Source organism: Phreatobacter sp. GW821-FHT04C01, assembly GCF_059420385.1.
In genome coordinates this window covers 992,058-1,011,875 of the sequence record NZ_JBWKTP010000002.1, presented here as the reverse complement: position 1 = coordinate 1,011,875, position 19,818 = coordinate 992,058, and the positions used below count along the sequence as shown (strand labels likewise).

17 protein-coding genes are annotated in these 19,818 nt (G+C 68.0%); 14 read left to right on the top strand and 3 right to left on the bottom strand.

What is annotated here, in order from left to right:
• The first annotated feature begins 553 nt into the window (after window positions 1–553).
• Entirely contained in the window at window positions 554–2,140 is a 1,587-nt protein-coding gene (locus AC07WJ_RS11735; protein ID WP_494934743.1) for an ABC transporter substrate-binding protein, read from the top strand.
• Window positions 2,141–2,269: 129 nt separating this feature from the next.
• Here AC07WJ_RS11735 and AC07WJ_RS11730 read toward each other — a convergent pair whose 3' ends face one another.
• Window positions 2,270–2,764, bottom strand: coding sequence for a DUF6653 family protein (locus AC07WJ_RS11730; RefSeq protein WP_494934742.1), 495 nt, complete (start codon window positions 2,762–2,764; stop codon window positions 2,270–2,272).
• Window positions 2,765–3,279: 515 nt separating this feature from the next.
• Between AC07WJ_RS11730 and AC07WJ_RS11725 the strand changes: the two genes are divergently transcribed.
• The 5 genes from AC07WJ_RS11725 to AC07WJ_RS11705 all read left to right on the top strand — a co-directional run bounded on the left by AC07WJ_RS11725 (window position 3,280) and on the right by AC07WJ_RS11705 (window position 8,947).
• On the top strand, window positions 3,280–4,965 hold the full coding sequence (locus AC07WJ_RS11725) for an ABC transporter substrate-binding protein (RefSeq protein ID WP_494934741.1): 1,686 nt from the start codon (window positions 3,280–3,282) through the stop codon (window positions 4,963–4,965).
• A gap of 114 nt (window positions 4,966–5,079) precedes the next feature.
• Complete coding sequence (locus AC07WJ_RS11720; protein ID WP_494934740.1) at window positions 5,080–6,033, top strand: ABC transporter permease; 954 nt, start codon at window positions 5,080–5,082, stop codon at window positions 6,031–6,033.
• 4 nt (window positions 6,034–6,037) lie between these two features.
• The gene (locus AC07WJ_RS11715) at window positions 6,038–6,940 is read left to right on the top strand and encodes an ABC transporter permease (protein WP_494934739.1); all 903 of its coding nucleotides are present in this window, start codon (window positions 6,038–6,040) and stop codon (window positions 6,938–6,940) included.
• Entirely contained in the window at window positions 6,937–7,944 is a 1,008-nt protein-coding gene (locus AC07WJ_RS11710; protein ID WP_494934738.1) for an ABC transporter ATP-binding protein, read from the top strand. Before AC07WJ_RS11715 ends, AC07WJ_RS11710 begins: the two co-directional genes overlap by 4 nt.
• A gap of 13 nt (window positions 7,945–7,957) precedes the next feature.
• On the top strand, window positions 7,958–8,947 hold the full coding sequence (locus tag AC07WJ_RS11705; RefSeq protein WP_494934737.1) for an ABC transporter ATP-binding protein: 990 nt from the start codon (window positions 7,958–7,960) through the stop codon (window positions 8,945–8,947).
• 253 nt (window positions 8,948–9,200) lie between these two features.
• On the opposite strand, the gene AC07WJ_RS11700 is transcribed toward AC07WJ_RS11705, so the two are convergent.
• Entirely contained in the window at window positions 9,201–11,903 is a 2,703-nt protein-coding gene (locus tag AC07WJ_RS11700; protein WP_494934736.1) for an autotransporter domain-containing protein, read from the bottom strand.
• Window positions 11,904–12,618: 715 nt separating this feature from the next.
• Here AC07WJ_RS11700 and AC07WJ_RS11695 point away from each other — a divergent pair.
• From AC07WJ_RS11695 to AC07WJ_RS11670, 6 genes are all read left to right on the top strand, one after another.
• Complete coding sequence (locus AC07WJ_RS11695) at window positions 12,619–12,924, top strand: hypothetical protein (protein ID WP_494934735.1); 306 nt, start codon at window positions 12,619–12,621, stop codon at window positions 12,922–12,924.
• A gap of 203 nt (window positions 12,925–13,127) precedes the next feature.
• Window positions 13,128–13,664, top strand: a complete 537-nt coding sequence (locus tag AC07WJ_RS11690) for a nucleoside-diphosphate kinase (protein WP_494934734.1) — start codon at window positions 13,128–13,130, stop codon at window positions 13,662–13,664.
• A 300-nt stretch (window positions 13,665–13,964) separates the two neighbouring features.
• Entirely contained in the window at window positions 13,965–14,132 is a 168-nt protein-coding gene (locus AC07WJ_RS11685; protein WP_494934733.1) for a hypothetical protein, read from the top strand.
• Window positions 14,133–14,218: 86 nt separating this feature from the next.
• Entirely contained in the window at window positions 14,219–14,959 is a 741-nt protein-coding gene (locus tag AC07WJ_RS11680) for an aspartate/glutamate racemase family protein (protein ID WP_494934732.1), read from the top strand.
• Window positions 14,960–14,989: 30 nt separating this feature from the next.
• Window positions 14,990–15,409, top strand: a complete 420-nt coding sequence (locus AC07WJ_RS11675) for a PilZ domain-containing protein (protein WP_494934731.1) — start codon at window positions 14,990–14,992, stop codon at window positions 15,407–15,409.
• 145 nt (window positions 15,410–15,554) lie between these two features.
• Window positions 15,555–16,127: a hypothetical protein gene (locus AC07WJ_RS11670; RefSeq protein WP_494934730.1), complete on the top strand. Its 573-nt coding sequence runs from the start codon at window positions 15,555–15,557 to the stop codon at window positions 16,125–16,127.
• Window positions 16,128–16,337: 210 nt separating this feature from the next.
• Here the strand turns inward: AC07WJ_RS11670 and AC07WJ_RS11665 are convergent, their stop codons facing one another.
• Window positions 16,338–16,970, bottom strand: coding sequence for a TetR/AcrR family transcriptional regulator (locus AC07WJ_RS11665; RefSeq protein ID WP_494934729.1), 633 nt, complete (start codon window positions 16,968–16,970; stop codon window positions 16,338–16,340).
• Between the two features lie 220 nt (window positions 16,971–17,190).
• Between AC07WJ_RS11665 and AC07WJ_RS11660 the strand changes: the two genes are divergently transcribed.
• Together AC07WJ_RS11660 and AC07WJ_RS11655 are read left to right on the top strand one after the other, a co-directional pair.
• Window positions 17,191–17,892, top strand: a complete 702-nt coding sequence (locus AC07WJ_RS11660) for an SDR family NAD(P)-dependent oxidoreductase (protein WP_494934728.1) — start codon at window positions 17,191–17,193, stop codon at window positions 17,890–17,892.
• Between the two features lie 659 nt (window positions 17,893–18,551).
• Window positions 18,552–19,511: a DUF2865 domain-containing protein gene (locus AC07WJ_RS11655; protein ID WP_494934727.1), complete on the top strand. Its 960-nt coding sequence runs from the start codon at window positions 18,552–18,554 to the stop codon at window positions 19,509–19,511.
• Window positions 19,512–19,818 lie beyond the last annotated feature (307 nt).

Here is a 19,818-nt window from a genome sequence, read left to right as displayed (position 1 = left end):
CGATATCGGTCTTCCGCAAGCCCTTATATAGCCCGGCCGAACCGGCTTGATGCAATGGCGGCGTTGCCTTCCGGGGCCATTCCAGCCTCGCTTCGGGGGTCCACGCCAACGCGACGCGCTGTCCAATTCAATGCCCTGTCAGCGTCATCCGTCCTCCCCTTAGGTCGAAGTCCCTCATCGTTCTGGACGACGCGAAGCGCTGGCTTCTCGGCCGCGATGCCAGCGACTTTGTCGGAGTATCAGCCCGGAGAGCGCTCCGATTTCGTTCGCATTCGAGGGACGCTTTGCGTCCAGTCGGCGCCTGGCTCGTTCGTGCTCGGCCGGGGTGTTTTGGACTTGCGGTCTCTGAGCACCGCCCCTAGCATATTCGAAACGATGATATTGCTACGCAATACAGCCAGATGAGGCCGCAATCGACAATGCACTGTGTCCAATCCGACGGTCCCCGCAAGATTGAGGTCAGCTGCCTGTCTGTATTGCTCCTCCCGTCTCGGGACTCTTGGTTCTCGATGGGCCCGCTACCCATAGTCATTTGCGATGAAGGAGCACCAACATGATCATTTCCCGCCGACAGACCCTCGCTGCGGCCGCCGCCGCGATGGCTGCGCCGCGCCTGGGCCGCGCACAGTCGCAGCAGCGTCCCTTCCGCTTTGTCGTGAATGTCGGCCTTCAAAACCTCGACCCCATTGCCGGACCGTCATTTGTGACGCGCAACTTCGGCTACCTCGTCTTTGACACGCTGGTTGCCCTGGACGGCCAGGGCCACTACCGGCCTCAGATGCTCGAAGGCTGGGAGGTCAGCGCCGATAAGCTCGCCTGGTCGTTCAAGCTGCGAGACGGGCTCGCATTCCATGACGGCAACCCAGTGACTTCAGAGGACGTGATCGCCTCGCTGAAACGTTGGGGCGCGCGCGATCCCATCGGTCGCCGCCTCATGGCCGCTACCGCGGAACTCGTCGCGGACGGCCCGAAGGGCTTCAAGCTGAAGTTGTCGCGCCCATTCGGCGGTGTGCTCGAAGCGCTCGGCAAGCCGTCGGTGCACGCGCCGATGATCATGCCGGCCCGCATCGCCGGTGCGACGCCGCCGACCCAACAGGTTTCGGAGATCGTTGGATCCGGCCCGTTCGTTTTCCTGCGCAACGAGTGGGTGCCCGGCGATCGTGCATCGTTCCGGCGAAACGAGAAATACGTACCACGCAATGAGCCGGCCGACGGCCTTGCCGGCGGCAAGATCCCGAAGCTCGACCGCGTTGAGATGCTGACCCTGCCCGAAGTCGCGGTGCGCTACGCGGCGCTGACGCGCGGCGAGGTCGACTATCTCGAATATGCTCCCGTCGATCTGATCCCGCGCATGCAGCGCGACCGCAATCTGACCTTCGCCAAGGCCGACGGCCGTGCCGAATTGATCTACGCGGTGTCGATCAATCACTTCCAGGCGCCGATGGACAACGTTCTCATTCGACGGGCGATCCAACAGTGTCTTGACCGGAACGACGTGTTGGGCGGCGCAGGCTTTGGCAATGAACTCGGCCGGCCCGACTGCACGTCCATGCTGATGTGCGGCGCGCCCTTCGAGAGCACGGCCGGCAGCAACATCATCGGCAGCCCGAGTATCGAGAAGGCCAAGGCTTTGCTGGCCGAGGCCGGCTATAAGAACGAGAGGATCGTACTGTTGCACCCGTTGGACAGTCCGCTGCTCAACCCGTTCGGCAGTGTCCTCATCGAGCGCATGAAACAGGCCGGCTTCAATGTTGACGTGCAGGGCCTGGAGTGGGCCGCGATCGCCCAGCGCTGGTTCCAGCGAAACCCGCTTGATCAAGGCGGATGGAGCGTCATTCCGGTGGTCTATACGGGCTTCGATATGTCCGACCCCTTGTCCAACATGGGCATCGGCTACAATTGCACCGGCAGCCAGCCCTGGGGTTATTGTGACCAGAGGATCACGCCGGTTCTCGACCGCTTCGAGTCCGAGAGCGATCCGGACAAGCGCAAGGCACTCGCGGCCGAGTTGCAGAAGCTCGCGACCGAAGACGCCACCTTCCCGATCGCGGGTCAGTTCCGCAGCCCGGCCGTCTGGCGCTCCGAGCTCAGAGGGGTCATCGACTTCGGCTTCCCCGTGATCTGGAACATCGAGCGCTGAGCAAAGCGGCCGGTCCGCCTGCATGGGCCATGCGGGCGGACCGGCCGGCAACCAATATCCCGAGGCGCAATCCAAAGTGCCTCGGCCGCCCGGGGGGCGTCATTCCCCCGGCCGCGATGACGGTGGCATCTATCTATTTCCCTGTTTTATTTGTCTCACCCTCCCCTCATAAATCCTCCCCAACCGATCGATCCGCCACAGCTGCGCCATCACCACCAGGCTCGCCCCGAACACCGTCGGCCAGATCTCCAGCACCACCAGCCCCCACACGAGCAGCCCGGCACCCACCACACCCGGCACCGCCAGCCAGCGGAAGGCAACGCGGTCGCCCGGCGGCACCAGGTCCGGGCGTTCCAGCCAGAGCCTCTCGCCATAGATGCCCTTGGCCGCCCATGAGCGCGGCGTGTCGATAGGGGCGAAGACGTGCGGGTTGAGGGCGAGCCAGGCGATCACCAGGGCGACGGGCAAGAGCGCCCACCAGCCGAGCCAGGCCCGGCTCCAGATGGCCAGGATCATCGCGGGGATGGCGGCGAAGCGGGTGTAGACGCTCCAGGGATTGGCGTGGCGGCGCCAGGCTTCGTCGGTCATGCCGAAGGCTTTGGCGATTGTGGCCAGGGGGCGCATGCGGGGTGCCTTTTTCGCTGGGATTCGGGCGGTCCGGACTGGAATGTTGCATCAAGTATAGCCGTCCTTCGAGGCTCGCTTCGCTCCCGCCTCCAGCGCAACTTTTGTCGCGGGGATGAGGATTGTAGCGAGTTGCAGCAGCACTGGCGCCCAATGCGCGTTACTCGTTCGCGCTCGCGATGCGGGGCCACGCTCTCCCACGAAGACGTGGGCGAGGGTCGGCGCGCTCGACGCTTCATGCCCTATTCGCTATTCGCCACTCACCATTCGCCTCCCGCTTGCATACATGCGTCAATCCAGCGCCCCTCTGCCGATCATTCTCCCCCCGAAAGCCCCGCGAACAGTCTTGCGGCATCCGTAAAACTGCACAAGGATTGATCACAATGCTCCACCGCCCGGCATGGGGCCGGGCGTCGGATCGGGCAAAGCTCAACAAGGCCGCGCAGACGGGCTGCTTCGCCGGGCTGGCATGTCGCTTGCCAGCATCGATCACCGGGCATCAGGGAGAAAAACGCATGTGGTCCCGCTTTCGACCGGCAGTCATGACCGGCGCCATCCTGGCCGGCACCGTTCTGGCCTTGGCCGGCACGCTCCTCACCAGCACTTCGGCTCTCGCGCAGGAAAAGGTGCTGCGCATCGGCATGACCGCGGCCGATATTCCGCGCACCCATGGCCAGCCGGACCAGGGTTTCGAGGGCAATCGCTTTACCGGCATCCCCATGTATGACGCGCTGGTCAACTGGGACCTGTCGAAGGCCGACGCCGCCTCGGTGATCATTCCGGGCCTCGCGCTGGAATGGGCGGTGGATGCCACCGACAAGACCAAGTGGATCTTCAAGCTCCGGCCGGGCGTGCGTTTCCATGACGGCTCGCCGTTCAATGCCGCGGCGGTGGTCTGGAACGTCCAGAAGGTGCTGGACCAGACGGCCGCCCATTTCGACCAGAGCCAGGTCGGCGTCACCGTCTCGCGCATGCCGAACCTGAAATCGGCCCGCGTCATCGACGACATGACGGTGGAGCTGACCACCTCGGCGCCGGATTCGTTCCTGCCGATCAACCTGACCAACCTGTTCATGGCGTCACCCGCCCATTGGCAGAAGCTGTTCTCCGAGGTGCCGGCCAGCGTCACCGATCCGCGCCAGCGCGCCCAGGCCGCCTGGACCGCCTTTGCCGGCAATCCCTCGGGCACCGGCGCCTTCCGCGGCGTGCGGCTGGTGCCGCGCGAGCGTTTCGAAATGGTCGCCAACCGGGACTATTGGGACGTCGCCCGCCGGCCGAAGATCGACCGGGTGGTGCTCCTGCCGCTGCCCGAGGCCAATGCCCGCACCGCGGCGCTGCTCGCCGGCCAGGTCGACTGGATCGAGGCGCCCTCGCCCGACGCCGTGCCGCAGATCACCTCGCGCGGCTTCAAGATGTATACCAATGCCCAGCCGCATGTCTGGCCCTGGCAATTCTCGTTCCGCGAGGGGTCACCCTGGGCCGACCGGCGAGTGCGCCAGGCGGCCAATCTCTGCATCAACCGCGACGAGCTGAAGCAATTGCTCAACGGCCTGATGGAAGTGCCGAAGGGCACGGTTCCGCCCGGCCATCCCTGGTGGGGCAACCCCACTTTCGACATCAAATATGATCTCGCCAGCGCGCAGCGGCTGATGCGCGAGGCCGGCTTCTCGGCCCAGCGCCCGGTCACCGTCAAGGTGCTGACCTCGGCCTCGGGCTCCGGCCAGATGCAGCCGATCGTCATGAACGAATGGCTGCAGCAGGCGCTGAAGGAGTGCTTCTTCAATGTCGAGCTGGAGGTCGCCGAGTGGAATTCGGTGTTCACCAACTGGCGCGAGGGCGCGGGCTCGGCCGGCGCGCGCGGCTCCAATGCCATCAACGTCTCCTTTGCCGCCATGGACCCGTTCTTCGCCATGGGCCGCTTCGTGACGCGCGCGGCCAATCCGCCGACCTCGAACAATTGGGGTTTCGTCAATTCCGACGAGTTCGACGGCCTGGTCAACACCGCCCGCACCACCTTCGACGCGGCCGGCCGCGACACGGCGCTCGCCGCCCTGCACAAGCGCATCGTCGAGGAAGCGCCCTTCCTGTGGGTCGCCCATGACGTCGGGCCGCGCGCCATCTCGCCGCGCGTCACCGGCGTCGTCCAGCCGCGCTCCTGGTTCATCGACATCGCGCCGATGGACATTCGCGCCGGCTCGTGAGCCCAGGCGACATCCTCCGGCGGCCCCTCGGGGTCGCCGGCCCCTTCCGGATGACGGCCCGCCGCCGCCCGCCCGCGCGGACGGCCCGGGCGCCACCTGCCTGAGGTCCTGCCGATGCTCGTCTATCTGGCCAAGCGGCTCGTCTACACGATCCCGATCGTGATCGGCGTCTCGCTCGTCTGTTTCGCGCTGGTCCATATCGCGCCCGGCGACCCGCTCGTTTCCGTGCTTCCGCCCGACGCCTCCGAGGCGCTGAAGCAGCAGATGATGGTCGCTTATGGCTTCGACCGGCCCTATTACGAGCAATTCTTCAAATGGTGCCTGCGCGCCGTCCAGGGCGATCTCGGCACCTCCATCGCCTCCGGCCGCGCGGTGACGGGCGAGGTGCTCGGCGCGGTGCGCAACACGCTGCTGCTCGCCTGCGTCGCCACCATGATCGGCTTCTTTTTCGGCCTGCTCTTCGGTTTCGTCGCCGGCTATTTCCGGAACAGCGCGATCGACAAGATCGCTTCCCTCCTGTCGGTCGTCGGCGTCTCCGTGCCGCATTACTGGCTCGGCATGGTGCTGGTGATCATCTTCTCGGCCCAGCTCAACTGGCTGCCGCCGACCGGCGCCGGGCCCGGCGGCTCGGCCGAATGGAAACTCAACTGGGAGCATGTCCGCCATCTCATTCTGCCGGCGGTGACCATGAGCGTCATTCCCATGGGCATCGTGGCGCGCACCATCCGGGCGCTGGTGGCGGACATCCTGAGCCAGGATTTCGTGCCGGCCTTGCGCGCCAAGGGCCTCTCCGAATTCGGCATTTTCGGCCATGTGGTGAAGAATGCCGCGCCCACCGCGCTCGCCGTCATGGGCCTGCAGCTCGGCTATCTCCTGGGCGGTTCGATCCTGATCGAGACGGTGTTTTCCTGGCCCGGCACCGGCTTCCTCCTGAACGCCGCCATCTTCCAGCGCGACCTGCCGCTTCTCCAGGGCACGATCCTGGTGCTCGCCCTGTTCTTCGTCGGCCTCAATCTGCTGGTCGACGTGGTGCAGACCGCCATCGACCCGCGCATCCAGCGGAGCTGACGCCATGACCTCAGTCGCTTCGCTGCTGCCGCAGGATCCGGCCAAGACGGCATCGGCCATCGAACGCTCGCCCGGCTATTGGTCCGGCGTGTTCAGCCGGGTGCGCAAGGACAAGGTGGCGATGTTCGCCGGTTGCCTGGTGCTCGCCCTCTTCCTCATCGCCATTTTCGCGCCCTGGATCGCCCCGGCCGATCCCTATCTCGGCCGCACCATCCGCAGGCTGCGCCCGGTCGGCACGGCGGGGTTCCCGCTCGGCACCGACGAGCTCGGCCGCGACATGCTCTCACGCCTCATCTATGGCGCGCGCTATTCGCTCATGATGGGCGTCACGCCCGTGCTGATGGCCTTCGTGACCGGCAGCCTGATCGGCGTGGTCGCCGGTTATGTCGGCGGCAAGACCAACACGATCATGATGCGCACCATCGACGTGTTTTACGCCTTCCCTTCGGTGCTGCTGGCGGTGGCGCTCTCGGGCGCGCTCGGCGCCGGCATCCAGAACGCGCTGGTCTCGCTCACCGTGGTGTTCATTCCGCCGATCGCCCGGGTCGCCGAGGCGGTGACCACCCAGGTGCGCAACCGCGATTATGTCGAGGCGGCGCGTGCCTCGGGCGCCAACGCCCTGACCATTATTCGCGTCCATGTGCTGGGCAATGTGCTGGGGCCGATCTTCGTCTACGCCACCGGCCTCATCTCGGTGTCGATGATCCTCGCCTCCGGCCTCTCGTTCCTCGGCCTCGGCGTGCGCCCGCCGGAACCCGAATGGGGCCTGATGCTCAACACGCTGAGGACGGCGATCTACACCCAGCCGCTGGTGGCGGCCCTGCCCGGCATGATGATCTTCTTCACCTCGATCTCGTTCAACCTTCTGGCCGATGGCCTGCGCTCGGCGATGGACGTGAAGCAATGAAACAGCCGCTCCTGACCATTCGTGGCCTGATCAAGCATTTCCCGGTCGCCGGCGGCCTGTTCGGACCGAAAAAGGTGGTGCGCGCCGTCGACGGCATCGATTTCGACGTGCTCAACGGCGAGACGCTCGGCATTGTCGGCGAATCGGGCTGCGGCAAGTCGACCACCGCCCGGCTCTTGATGCATCTGATCGCGCCGACGGCGGGCGAGATCCTGTTCGACGCCGCCAAGGTCGGCTCGCCGGATCTCAGCCTCTCGGCCTATCGCCGCCAGGTGCAGATGGTGTTCCAGGACAGCTACGCCTCCTTGAACCCGAGGCTCACCATCGAGGCCTCCATCGCCTTCGGCCCGCAGGTTCACGGCCTGCCCAAACAAGCCGCCATCGACCGCGCCCGTGATCTCCTGGCGCGCGTCGGCCTGGAACCCCAGCGCTTCGCCGGCCGCTATCCGCACGAGCTGTCCGGCGGCCAGCGCCAGCGCGTCAATATCGCCCGCGCGCTGGCCCTCCAGCCCAAGGTGGTGATCCTGGACGAGGCGGTTTCGGCGCTCGACAAATCGGTCGAGGCCCAGGTGCTGAACCTGCTGATCGACCTGAAGGACGAGTTCGCCCTCACCTATATCTTCATTTCCCATGACCTCAACGTGGTGCGCTACATGTCGGACCGGGTCATGGTCATGTATCTCGGCAAGGTCGCCGAGATCGGTCCCTCCGAAGCGATCTTCGGCCAGCCGCTGCATCCCTATTCCTCGGCGCTCACCCGCTCCATGCCAACAATGAATCCGGACAACCGCACCGAGGTGGCGCCGATCTCGGGCGATCCGCCGAACCCGATCGACCCGCCGCCCGGCTGCCGCTTCCACACCCGCTGCGCCTTCGCGGAGGCGCTCTGCAGCGGCCACCAGCCGGCTCTGATCGGCGCCGGCCTGCATCACGACGTCGCCTGCCTGATGGCCGAGCCGGGCTCCGGCCACTCCAAGGCGCCGCCCGTGCGCGTCGCGGCCTGAGGAGATCGGGATCATGCTGAGCGTTCCGCCCACCGTCGACATCCAGAACCTGCACGTCACCTTCACCGGCGGGCCGAAGCCGATCTCGGCCGTCAACGGCGTCGACCTGACGCTCGGCCGCGGCGAGACGCTCGCCATCCTCGGCGAATCCGGCTCGGGCAAGTCGGTGACGCTGCGCGCCATGCTCAGGCTCAATCCCGAGCGGCGGACGAAGACCACCGGCACGATCCGGGTCGGCAACGAGGACGTGCTGGCCTTGAAGCCGCGGGAATTGCAGGCCTTTCGCGGCCGCACGGTCTCGATGATCTTCCAGGAGCCGGCGCTCGCGCTCGACCCGGTCTATACGCTCGGCTGGCAGATCGCCGAGACCATCGTCAAGCACGAGGGCGGCTCGATGGCGCAGGCGCGCAAACGTGCGCTCGACCTGTTCGAGCGGGTGCGCATCCCCTCGCCCGAGCGCCGCCTGGACAATTTCCCCCATGAAATGTCCGGCGGCATGCGCCAGCGGGCGATGATCGCGCTGGCGCTCGCCTGCAATCCCAAGGTGCTGCTCGCCGACGAGCCGACCACCGCGCTCGACGCCACCGTGCAGATCCAGATCCTCCTGCTGATCCGCGACCTGCAGCGCGAGCTCGGCCTCGCGGTGATCTTCGTCACCCACGATATCGGCGTCGCCGTCGAGGTCGCCGATCGCGTCGCGGTCATGTATGGCGGCCGCATCGTCGAGACCGGCCCGATCCGCGACATCATCCGCACCCCGCGCCACCCCTATACGATCGGCCTGATGAAGAGCCGGGCGCATGATGCGCTCGCCAAGGGTACCCGGCTCGACGCCATCCCCGGCTCGCCGCCGGATCTCGCCAACCTGCCGCCCGGCTGCTCCTTTGCGCCGCGCTGCAAGCTGGCTTTGCCGACTTGCGGGGTGTCGACGCCGGATCCGGTGGCGGTCGGAGCCGGCCATGAGGCGCGGTGTTTCCGGACGGATCAGACGGCAGCGGTTTGATTATTGGAAAACGGAGCATTGCACCGAGGTCAGCCGTCCTTCGAGGCTCGCAAGAGCTCGCACCTCAGGATGAGGTTAGTTGGAGAGTTGCATTCTCGTTGCTCATGAAGCGCAGCCGCCAGCGCGCATCCGACACCGCCCCTAGTGCCATTCCCCACAAACCTCATCCCGAGGTGCGAGCTCTTGCGAGCCTCGAAGGACGGCTTTTCCTCAATGCAATACTTATAACCGATAAGATCAATACCTAAACTCTCTACCACACGATCTTCACCCCGCCTGTCGCTGTATGCGACTGCGACCGCTCACGGAAACGCCCGTCATAAGCCGCGAAGAGCCCCACCGAACGCGTCAATCGCGCCTCCACCGAGGCGCCGAGATCGACACCCAGCCGCCCGACATCGGGCCCCAGCGCCTGCAAGGGCAGCGTCGGCAGGGATGAGAAGGTGACGTCGGCCCGGCCGCTCGCCTCGCCCCAGTCATGGGTGAGCCTTGCATAGAGCCGCGGCGCGAACACCAGGCCCTCGTGCCGGAACGGCGCGGCGAGCGCCAGGCCGAGCCAGGCGCGGGTGTTGTCGTAACCATTGCCGAGCCCGGTGAGCGGCGAAGCTCCGCCGGTCTCGGCGAAGCCGCCGACCTGCACCGAGACGTGGCGGAGCCCCAGTTCGGGCGTCAGCAGCACCCCGCCGAGCGGCAGGTCGTAGCCGATCCGGCCGCCGGCCGAGAGCGTCTCGATGGTACGGCTCGCCGTGCCGCCGGCGATGGTGGTGCGGGCGCGGCCGGTGCCATAGGCGAGGCTGAAACCGACCGACAGCGGGCCCTGGCGCAGCCGGCTGAACAGGCCGATCTGGGTGAGATCGACATTCAGGCTCTCGGGCGCGACCGGGTCCTGGACACGCAGGCTCGATACGCCCCATTGCAGGGCGGCGCCGACCAGGAAGCCCGGCGAGACCTGGTAGCCGATGCCGCCGGCAAGACCGGCGAGGTCGCCGCTGGTGCGGGCAATGCCGCGCCCGGCATCGGCGCCGGTGCCGTTGCGCTGGCCGAAGGCTTCGCCGAACTGCAGCCAAGGCGTCTCGAAGCGCGCCGGCCGGCCGCCGCCGGACATCTCGGTCGCCGCCGGCGCGGCTTGCGGCGCGTCGCGCTCCTCCAGCATCCGGCGAATGAAGCGGTCCCCCTGCTCGATCGCGGCGAAACCGGCGAGCGCATGCGCCGTGCCGAGCTGGTTGCCGAGCCGGCCGCGCACCTCATAGGTCTCGTCGAGGCGCTGGTCGGTCGTCGTCGTGGTCGTCGTGGTGACGTCGATCAGCGTATTGGTATGGGTGTTGGTGCTGGTCCGGTTCGAGGCGATGATCAGCGCCGCGCCCGGCTTGCTGCATCCGCTCGGGCCGGCACCGGCGGTGCCGGCCGTCGTGCATTCGCCGAGATCGCCGGTCGCGATCACGGTCGGTCCGCTGGTCGTATAGCTGAACACGGTCTGCGACTGGCCGGTGACCACGTCCTGGGTCGTCGAATGGCTACCGAGCGTGACGGTCTGCGCGGCGACGCGCACGGGCGCATCGACGATGACCTGTCGCAGCCCGACGCTCGCCTGCATGGCCGCGCGGGCATCGGCCAGCGCCGTCACGCTGGCGCCGCCCGCAATCGCCTCGGCGGTGACGCGCGAAAACACCGGGCTGCCGTTGAGCACGCCGACCACCGTGGTGGCATAGGTCTGGCTGACCGCCGACTGGTTGACCAGCGTGCGGTTGGTGGTGGTCGAGAACGAGGTCGACAGGATCGGCTGGACGTCGAAATCCAGCACCAGCACGAACGGCACGGCCTGATTGGCGGCATTGCGCGCATTGCCGATGATCGTGGAGCCGTCGCTCGAGATATTGTTGGCCCGCGTCAGCGTCAGGCCGCCGAGATTGACGCCGGCCGCCGTCACCACCGCGTCCAGCGTGCGCATGCCGTCGGCGGTGGTCCAGAGGAACGGCACCTGGAAGGCGCCGGCGCCGTCCTTGCCGCTGTTTCCCACGACCCGCTCGGCATCGCCCGACATGCCCGTATAGAAGCTGAAGGTCGCGCCCGGCACATAGCCGAGCTGCTGGATGCCGCCGGCCGAGGTCCATTTGAACGCCTGCTGGGCGCCGCCCGTGCCGAGCAGGTCGCCGGCGATGACGGTCCCGTCGCGGCTGATGCCGAGGGCATTGGTGCGCTGGAAACCGGCCGTCGGCTCGATGATCTCGAAGCCGCCCGCCGAGGTCCAGCGCGCGGCCCGCTGGGTGGTCGTGCTGACCGTACCGGACAGCGTCACCGCGACGGCCGACCCGTCATAGCTCGCCGCCGCCGCGGTCGAGCCCGACCAGGGCAGACCGTTCGGCGCATTGCCGCCGGGCAGGCCGATATTTTCGTAACCGCCGGCCTGGGTCCAGCGGAAGGCGCGCTGGATATTGACGCTGGTGACGCCGACCAGCGTATTGCCGTCGCCGCTCAGGCCGCGCACCGTGATGCCGCCGACGGTCGCGCCGAAATCGGTGGTGCCCACCGGCAGCGCCAGCATCTGGTAGCCGCCGGCCTCGGTCCAGCGCCAGCCGACCGCCGCGGTGAACGGGCTGCTCGAGGTGCCGGCCAGCACCGTGCCGTCGAGGCTGATGCCGGCGGCGGCATTGAAGACGTGGCCGCCGGCGGCGCCCAGATCGGTCGAAGTCACCCCGCCGGTCCAGCGCCAGGGCCGGTTCGGCGTGTAGTTTCCCGGTGAGAACGGCGGCGGCGGCGTGTAGAGGATGCTGGGATAGCTGGCATTGCCGACCACCACCGTACCGTCGCCATTGATCAGCGAGGCCGAGCCGCTGGTCGCACCTGCGGGCACGGGCAAGGTCGAGACGGTGCCGGAGGTCTGGGCATGGGCGCCGCCGGCAAGCGCCAGGCAGAGGCCGGCCAGGCTGATGGTCGCCGCGCCTGGCCTTCGCGTCATGCCCGTTCCATGGGTCGCGCCACCGCGCCGTCCATTCCCGATACCGGCCAATGCCATGCCCCCGCGATCCCTGCGATTCCCTCGGGAATCCTAGGCGGCGGCCCCAAGGCCGTATCCCCGCCGAACAGAGGGGACAGCTCGAAAAGCGATCGAGCCCGGGCCATGTGCTCACGCCCCGAGCCGGCTCACGCCGCCGGCGTGCCCCTGCCACTTTTGCCGATGCGCATCGCCTTGAATTGTTCGGCGCCAGGAAAAACCGCGCCACCGGCGAAATAAGTCCGGGATGACCGGCATGAGCCGACAGCAAACTCCCGGCGTTGACTTTCCGGCCTTCCGAAGCCATCTTCATCAAGCCATGTACACAACGCAATCATCGATCGGTTTGTCATTCGCCGCGGGGCCGTTTACCGCACGCGGCTGACCCGGGGCCGTGCTTTTCTGGCACTTGACCCCGGGATGACACGATCAGGCTGATTGAACACGCGAAGCCGCGCCCTCGCGCCGCACGCGACCGAGGCATGGATATCCTGGACTGGAACCCACGCGCCCATGGCCGCGACACGCGCCGCCGGACGGCATCATGCCGTTCCGCGGCCTCGGCGCGGCCATGCGCCACAGCCCGATCATTCACCCCAGACGCGTCCGTGACCCGCCCGCCGCCGGTGATCGCAAGGGCGCCCCCCGTTTAACTCCCGATGGAATCGACGAGACTCCGATGTTCAAGCCCTGTCGCATGTTCACCGAATTCATCACCTGGCCAACGGCTGGCGAGGCCGTCGCCTGGTTTGACGGCGCGCCGCTCGGTCGGCCCCTTCTCGCCGGCGCGGCCGGCACCCGCCAGGCGGGATTGTTCGGCTGGCCCTTCACCTTGCCGGAACTGTCCGGCCTGGTGTTCTTCCTCAGCGTGGTCGCGCTCTACGGCCTGGTTTTCTCCTGCACCGGGCCACGGCGGGCCGCCTGGGCCACGGTGCTGGTCATCTCCGTGGCGCTCATCTGCCTGCTCGTCGCCGTCAGCGCCTGAGTGGCCGGGATGAGCGACCCTGAGCAAGGCCGGAGCGCGCGGGGCCTCCGGCGCCGCCGCCCCCAGCGGAGACGGACAGGTCGTCCGGCTCCGGGCTCCTGACCCCTGGCCGCACCGGTTTCGGCCAGGGGAGCGCGCGCCACCCTCACCGTCAGCCCTGATCGCCGGACGCGGACAACCGCCGCGCCAACGGGAGATTTGCCATGTCCATCACCAGAACCTGCCAGCTCACCACCAAGGACCTCGCCATTCTCGAGGTGATGCTCGAGCGCGGCGAAAACCACGACGATGCCTTCGAATGCCTGCTGCGGCACAAGATCAGAGGCGCATGGGTCGTGTTCCGGGACGACGTCGCACCGGGGGTGGTGACCCTCAACAGCCGGGTCGCCTATCGCATCGACGACGGCCCGGCGATGGCCGGCCTGATCGTCCAGGCGGTCGGCAAGGACTTCCCCGGTTCCGCCTTGTCCCTGCGCACGCTGCGCGGGCTGGCGCTGCTCGGCCTCGCCGAAGGTGAATCGATCGAGATCCAGCGCGCGGCCGGCGGCGGCCGGGAGAGGCTGTTCGTCGCCGAGGTCATCTTCCAGCCCGAAGCCGCGTCGCGCGCCAGCGCGCGGCGCGCGCAAGCGCCCGCGCCGGCCGTCCTCAGCTTCCGCCCGCGGCCGGCCGGCCCATTGGCGGCGGCGGCCCTGCGGCATGACGTGCCCGAGGACGACGACCCGGGACCGGCGGCTGCCTAGCGCCGGCGCCGGGCCTGTCCCCGCCAGAACGGATGGAGGGGTCGTTCAGGCCGGTTCGAGAGAGGCCGCGAATCCACCAGCGCGCTTCGGTCGACCGGCCTGACGTTTTTCCTCCGCTCCGCGTCCTCAAGCGCGCCGAGATGCGCTAAGGTCCTGGCGTCCGTCGCTGCCAGTCGCGGCATCTGCCACGATCGCCATGGACCAACGCGCCGCGCGAGCCTGCCCGACCGGCGCGGCTCGCTTCCCCAGCATCGCCCGGGCAAGGCACGGGCGACCCGAAAACCAGGAAAGCCGACGCCCATGGACATGCAGTTCAAGAAGAAGGTGCCGCGCAAGAAGGAGCCGGTGCGCAACGTCACCTTGTCGGCGGAAGCCAAGAAGGCCTACGAGGACCTGCTGAAGCAGAAGGACGAGCGCGAGAAGAATTATACCAGCCATCTCGGCACCCCCGAATACAAGGGGCGCTAGGCCGCGGGCGCGGCGCCACGCCGGCCCACCCCTGAGAACCGGCGGCACGGCCGCCTGCCCGCCCCGCTCACAGCCGCCGAGCCGTCATGCGCCTGACCATCGTCAACCCGAACACGACGGCCTCGATGACCCGCGCCATCGGCGAGGCCGCCCGCGCGGCCGCCGCTGCCGGCACCCTGGTCCAGGCGGTCAATCCCGAGCACGGCCCGGCCTCGATCGAAGGTTATTACGACGAGGCGCTGTCGGTGCCCGGGCTGCTCGACGAAATGCGCAAGGCACCGGGCGCCGATGCCTTCGTCATCGCCTGTTTCGACGATACCGGCCTCGACGCGGCGCGTGCCCTCGTGCCCGTGCCGGTGATCGGCATCGGCGAGGCGGCCATGCACATGGCCATGCTGGTCGCCGGCCGGTTCACCGTGGTCACCACGCTCGCGGTGTCGGTGCCGGCGCTCGAGCATAACGTGCTGAAATACGGCTTCGCCCATCGCTGCGCCCGGGTGCGCGCCTGCGAGGTGCCGGTGCTGGCGCTGGAAGACCCTGCCTCAGGCGCCCGCGCCAAGATCTCGGCCGAGATCGTCAGGGCCATGGCCGAGGATCGCGCCGAGGCCATCGTGCTCGGCTGCGCCGGCATGGCCGATCTCGCCCGGAGCCTTGCCGACGAACACGGGCTGCCGGTCATCGACGGCGTCGCGGCGGCGGTGAAACTGGCGGAAGGGCTGGTTTCGCTTGGCCTCAAAACCTCGAAGATCGGCGGTTACGCCGCGCCGCGCGCGAAAAAAACCGTGGCTGCCGAGGCCGGCGGCGGGTCGTTGTCAACGCCCCGTTAAGTGTCAGCGCATAGAACATGGAACCCAAACATGTCCGCCGGGCGAGCGCTCCCGTCGGTCACCTTCGTCTCGCACGTCTCGGCCTGGCCAACCATGAGTGAACGCCGTATCGCGCCGCGATCCCGCACATTCTGGAAGGGAACGATCCTGTTCCCTGGAGGCCTGCGCTCGGTCGAATGCACCGTCCGCAACTTCTCCGAGACCGGCGCGCGCCTGGACTGCGGCTCGACCCTGGATATCCCCGACCATTTCGACCTGAAGATCCCGCAGCGCAACGCCTCCTTCAAGTGCCAGGTCGCCTGGCGGCGCGGGAATGAGATCGGCGCTCACTTCATCGTCGATCAGGCCGACGGCGCGGTCACCGTGATCAACGAGAAGCTCAAGGCACTGGCCGCCCAGAACAAGAAGCTGCTGCGCCAGATGAACGAGCGCGACGCCGAGACGCTCTGACCACGGGCGGTTTTCCGGCGACATGCCGCAGGGCGAACTGGTATCTCTCGCCGCGGCCGCCGCAGGAACCTCGTCGCATGCCTCCCCAAGCTTCGCCGCACGCAATCGCCCGCAGCAATGCCGGCCGTCGCCATGGGCGGCAGCCTTGAAGGCCTATGCGGCGATCGTGCGGTTCGCGCTCGCGGCGACCCCGCTACGGCTGGCGCTGGCGCTCGCCGCGGCGCTCGCCGCCTTCATGGTCAGCGCCTATTTCAACGCCGGTATCGAGCAATTGCTGCGCCAGCACGATTGCAGCCTGCTCGAATGCCTGCGGCCGCTCAGGCCCGAGACGCGCCAGGCCGGCTATACGGCGGAGGATTTCCGCGCCTTCCTGGCCCAGATCGGCGCCCGGCGCGGCCAGGCACTCCTGGCGCTCCTCGCCGACCTGCCGCTGATCGCCGCGCTGGCGACGGCGCTGCTCACCGGCGCCGGCATGGCGATCCGCGGCCTGCCCTTGTCGGCGCGCACCTTCCGCCTGCTGTTCCTGCTGCCCTTCGCCTACGCGGCCACCGACCTCGTCGAGGACGCGCTGCTGGCGCTGGCCTATTCCGGCCTCGCCGACACCAGTGTCCTCGTGCCCTGGGCTTCCTCGTTGAAATTCGCGCTCATCGCCGCCAGCGCCGTGACCAGCGTGCTGCTCGGCCTGGCGCGCCCGGTGCTCGGCCCGCCGCCGGAGTGACGCTCGCGGCCAGGCGTCGATCGGTTGGAAAAGGGTTCGGTGTCACCCCCGGCGAGCGAAGCGAAGGAAGGGGTCCAGGGGTTGCGGAGCAAATCGTTTGACGCAGCGACATCAGTTCGACGCCATGCGCTCAGATCGCGGCCAAGCGACTCCCGGCCCCCTTCCCTTGTGTTCACGTGAACTCCGAAATTCTCGGCGCCCGATCCCGGCTCAACGGCCCCCGCCCAACTCGGCCGGCAGGCCGCGCAGCATGGCGCCGACGCCGATATCCAGCATGCGCTCGGCATCGACGAGATCGCGCGGGCGGGCGACCGAGCCGGGCGCCGACAGGCCGGCGAGGCCGTGGGTCAGGGCGAAGACCAGGACCGCCGCGGTGCGCACGGTTTCCGGATCGTCGGTGCCGAGCACCTGCCCGACCGCCTTGCGCAACATGGCGAAGCCCGGATCTTCACCCGTGGCCTTGGTCTCGTCCGCCGCCGTGCCGGTGTTGAACATCGCGGCATAATAGGCCGGCTCGTCGCGGGCGAAGGCGAGATAGGCCCGGCCCATGGCATTGAACCCGGACGCCCCGCCGCCGGCCGCGGCCGCCGCGCCCAGCCGCTCGCCGAGCACCGCGAAACCGAGGCGCGCGACCTCGCGCAGCAAGCTCTGCCGGTCCTTGAAATGCCGGTAGGGCGCCGCCGGCGAAACGCCGGCGAGCTTGGCCGCATCCGACAGGGTGAACCCCGCCGGGCCGCGCTCGGCGATCAGCCGCCGCGCCGCCTCGATCAGCGCTTCCTTGAGATTGCCGTGGTGATAGCCGCGCCGGGCGGCGAGGTTGGAAGCGGGAGGACGGGTGACCATGTAAATAGCCGTGACATCTGCGGCCGGGCCGGTCAAGGGGACCGGGCCAAGACCCCGGCCAAGATCCGGGCCAAGATCCCCCGCCAAGATCCTCGCCAAGATCCGGGCCAGGGACATCCGCCGCCGCCCGCGCCTGAAAATTTTGTGACTTGGCTTCGGGCCGCCGGCGGCCCCTGATGCCGGTCTCGCGATTCCCATAAACCTCCGGAAGGATATCATCATGCGCGCCGTTCTCGTCACTGGCGGCAACCGTGGCATCGGCCTGGCCCTGGTCCAGGCCTTTCTCGACCGGGGCGACCGGGTCGTGGCCACCGCCCGCGACCCGGCCAAGGCGGTAGAACTCAACACCAAGGCCGGCGAGACGCCGGGGCGGCTCTCGGTGGTCGCGCTCGACGTGGCGAGCGCGGCCTCGGTCGCAAGCCTCGCCGGGCGGCTGGCCGGCGCCGGGGTCACCGCGCTCGACGTGCTGGTCAACAATGCCGGCATCATCGGGCCCGCACGCCAGTCGACCCTGGACATGGACTTCGACGGGTTCGCCGAAACGCTCGCGGTCAATACGCTCGGGCCGCTGCGGGTGGTGCAGGCCGTGCTGCCGCTGCTGAAGGCCGGGCATGGGGCCAGGATCCTGACCATCACCAGCGCCATGGGTTCGATGAGCCACACGACCTCCGACCGGATCGCCTATCGCACCTCCAAGGCGGCGGTGAACAAGCTGATGCAGGGGCTCGGCACCGACCTGGCGCCGAAGGGCATCGCGGTTGCCGTCGCCCATCCCGGCTGGGTGCGCACCGACATGGGCGGCCAGGCGGCGGCGGTTGCCCCGGCCGACAGCGCCCAGGGGCTGGTCGGGCTGATCGACCGGATGACCGCGGGCGAACCTTGCTCGTTTCACGACTGGTCCGGCCGCTCCGTACCATGGTAACTCATAGGACACCTGATAGGACAGGGCGCTTCACCTATCGTCCACAGCCGCCGCAGGTAAATTCACCTGACTTGTCAAAGCGGTCTGCGCGAAAGGCCGTCGCGGCAGTCGGAAGCGGCAAGAAATCCGCTTTCCAAGGCTTGCGCGGATTGTCTAGCCTCATCCCTCGCGGTTCCTGAAAGGGAGGTCAGCCGTGGAACTCGTCCGACACGTGAACGTTGTCGCCGTATGTGCCGCATTCGCGTTTTTCGGAGCCATTCTGTTCGGCGCCTTTTGATCCGGCTCACCAGCGGTGCGGTGAGGCGGATGCGTCATCCGCTACGGAACATGGCTTGCTCGATGCAACTTCTGCCGGGCCCATGCCCGGCTTTTTCTTGGCATCGCCTCATCCGGGAACCGCCGTTTTCGCACCACCGCGGCCGGGCGGCATTTGCCCGGTCCGCGCCACAACCCCGCGGCGAGTTCGGTCGAAATTTCACAATTGACGACATCGAACTGCAACAGTCCTATGCGACATGCCATCCTGGGAAGTGGCGGCAAGCCGCGCCGGCGAGCCGCCAAGACGATCCGCATGCCCAAGAGACGATCCGCATGCTCAAGACTTGTCCCCTGCAATCAATCGACGTCGAGTGACATAGCGCGTGCGGAGGTAGGCTTTGATGATTGCCCGGACGTTCTGTCTTGCCACCGCACTGACCGGTTGTCTGCTCCTTGGAGCCACGTCCGGCCCGGCGGCGGCCCAGGACAATGACCAGATCTACGCGGTGAACCGGCGCGACGCCGAAATGCGCGCGGCACGGCGCGGCGAAATCGGCCAGGGCGCGGCGCGCGGCTTCTCCCTGCCGGGTTTCTCGCTGTTCGGCGCCCGGCGCGACGTGCCCGAGATCACCGTCCGTCCGCATGACGGCTCCGGCCGGCCGGGCCAGGCATCGGCCGGGCAACGCCCCGGCCAGGGCGGCAATTTCCGCATGCCGGGCGGCGCCCGCGCCTATTGCGTCAGGCTCTGCGACGGCTTCTTCTTCCCGGCTCCGGCCGGCGCCGACGGCCATTCCGGCCAGCAAGCCACCTGCAACAGCCTCTGTCCCGGCGCCGAGGTCGCGCTCTATTCGGTCCGCGGCGGCGGCAGCATCGAAGAGGCCAGCGGCCCGCGCGGCCAGACCTATGCCAGGCTCGCCACCGCCTTCCGCTATCGCGAGAGGGCGGACGCCACCTGCACCTGCTCGGGCCTGGCCACCAACGGGCTCGCCCGCCTGCCGATCACCCATGATTTCACGCTGCGGGCCGGCGATGTCGTGGTCACCGACAACGGCGTGCGGGTCTTTGCCGGCTCCTCCCGCTTCCCCTATCGCCAGGCCGACTTCGTCGATGCCCGCTCCTATGGCCGCCTGCCCGCCGACATGCGCCGCCGCGTGGTCGAGATCCAGGCCGGCATCCAGGCCCGCGACACCGGCGCGGTGGCGCCGGTCGCACGCACCCACGGCCATCCCGTCGGCGTCTCGGCGCGCCGCGCCGGCATGGCCGACGCCGCCGCGTCGCTGCCGCTGTCGGCGGGCACCACCTCGACCGAAGGCGTGCGGATCCTCGACATCACCCGCCGCACCGACACCAGCATTCGCTAGCATCAGCCGGGCGCGCGCCATCGGATGAGCGGCCGGGTCCGGCGCCGCGGCGCGACGCCTCCACCCCACTTGCGGCGGGCGGAAACAATGCCCAATTCAAGTCCGGCCTGCGTCGATTTGCGGCTTTTCTACGATGGCCAGTTGATCATCAACCGTGCAATGCTGTATGACGCGCGCCGCAACGAGGCAGCGCGACGGCCGACCGATGGATCGGCGAAGGGTGAACCACGGGGGCCTCGATCCGCGCTTGAAGCCTGTGTCAAACGGGGCCGGATGAAACATCCGACCGTCTCAAGGTCTTATCCAT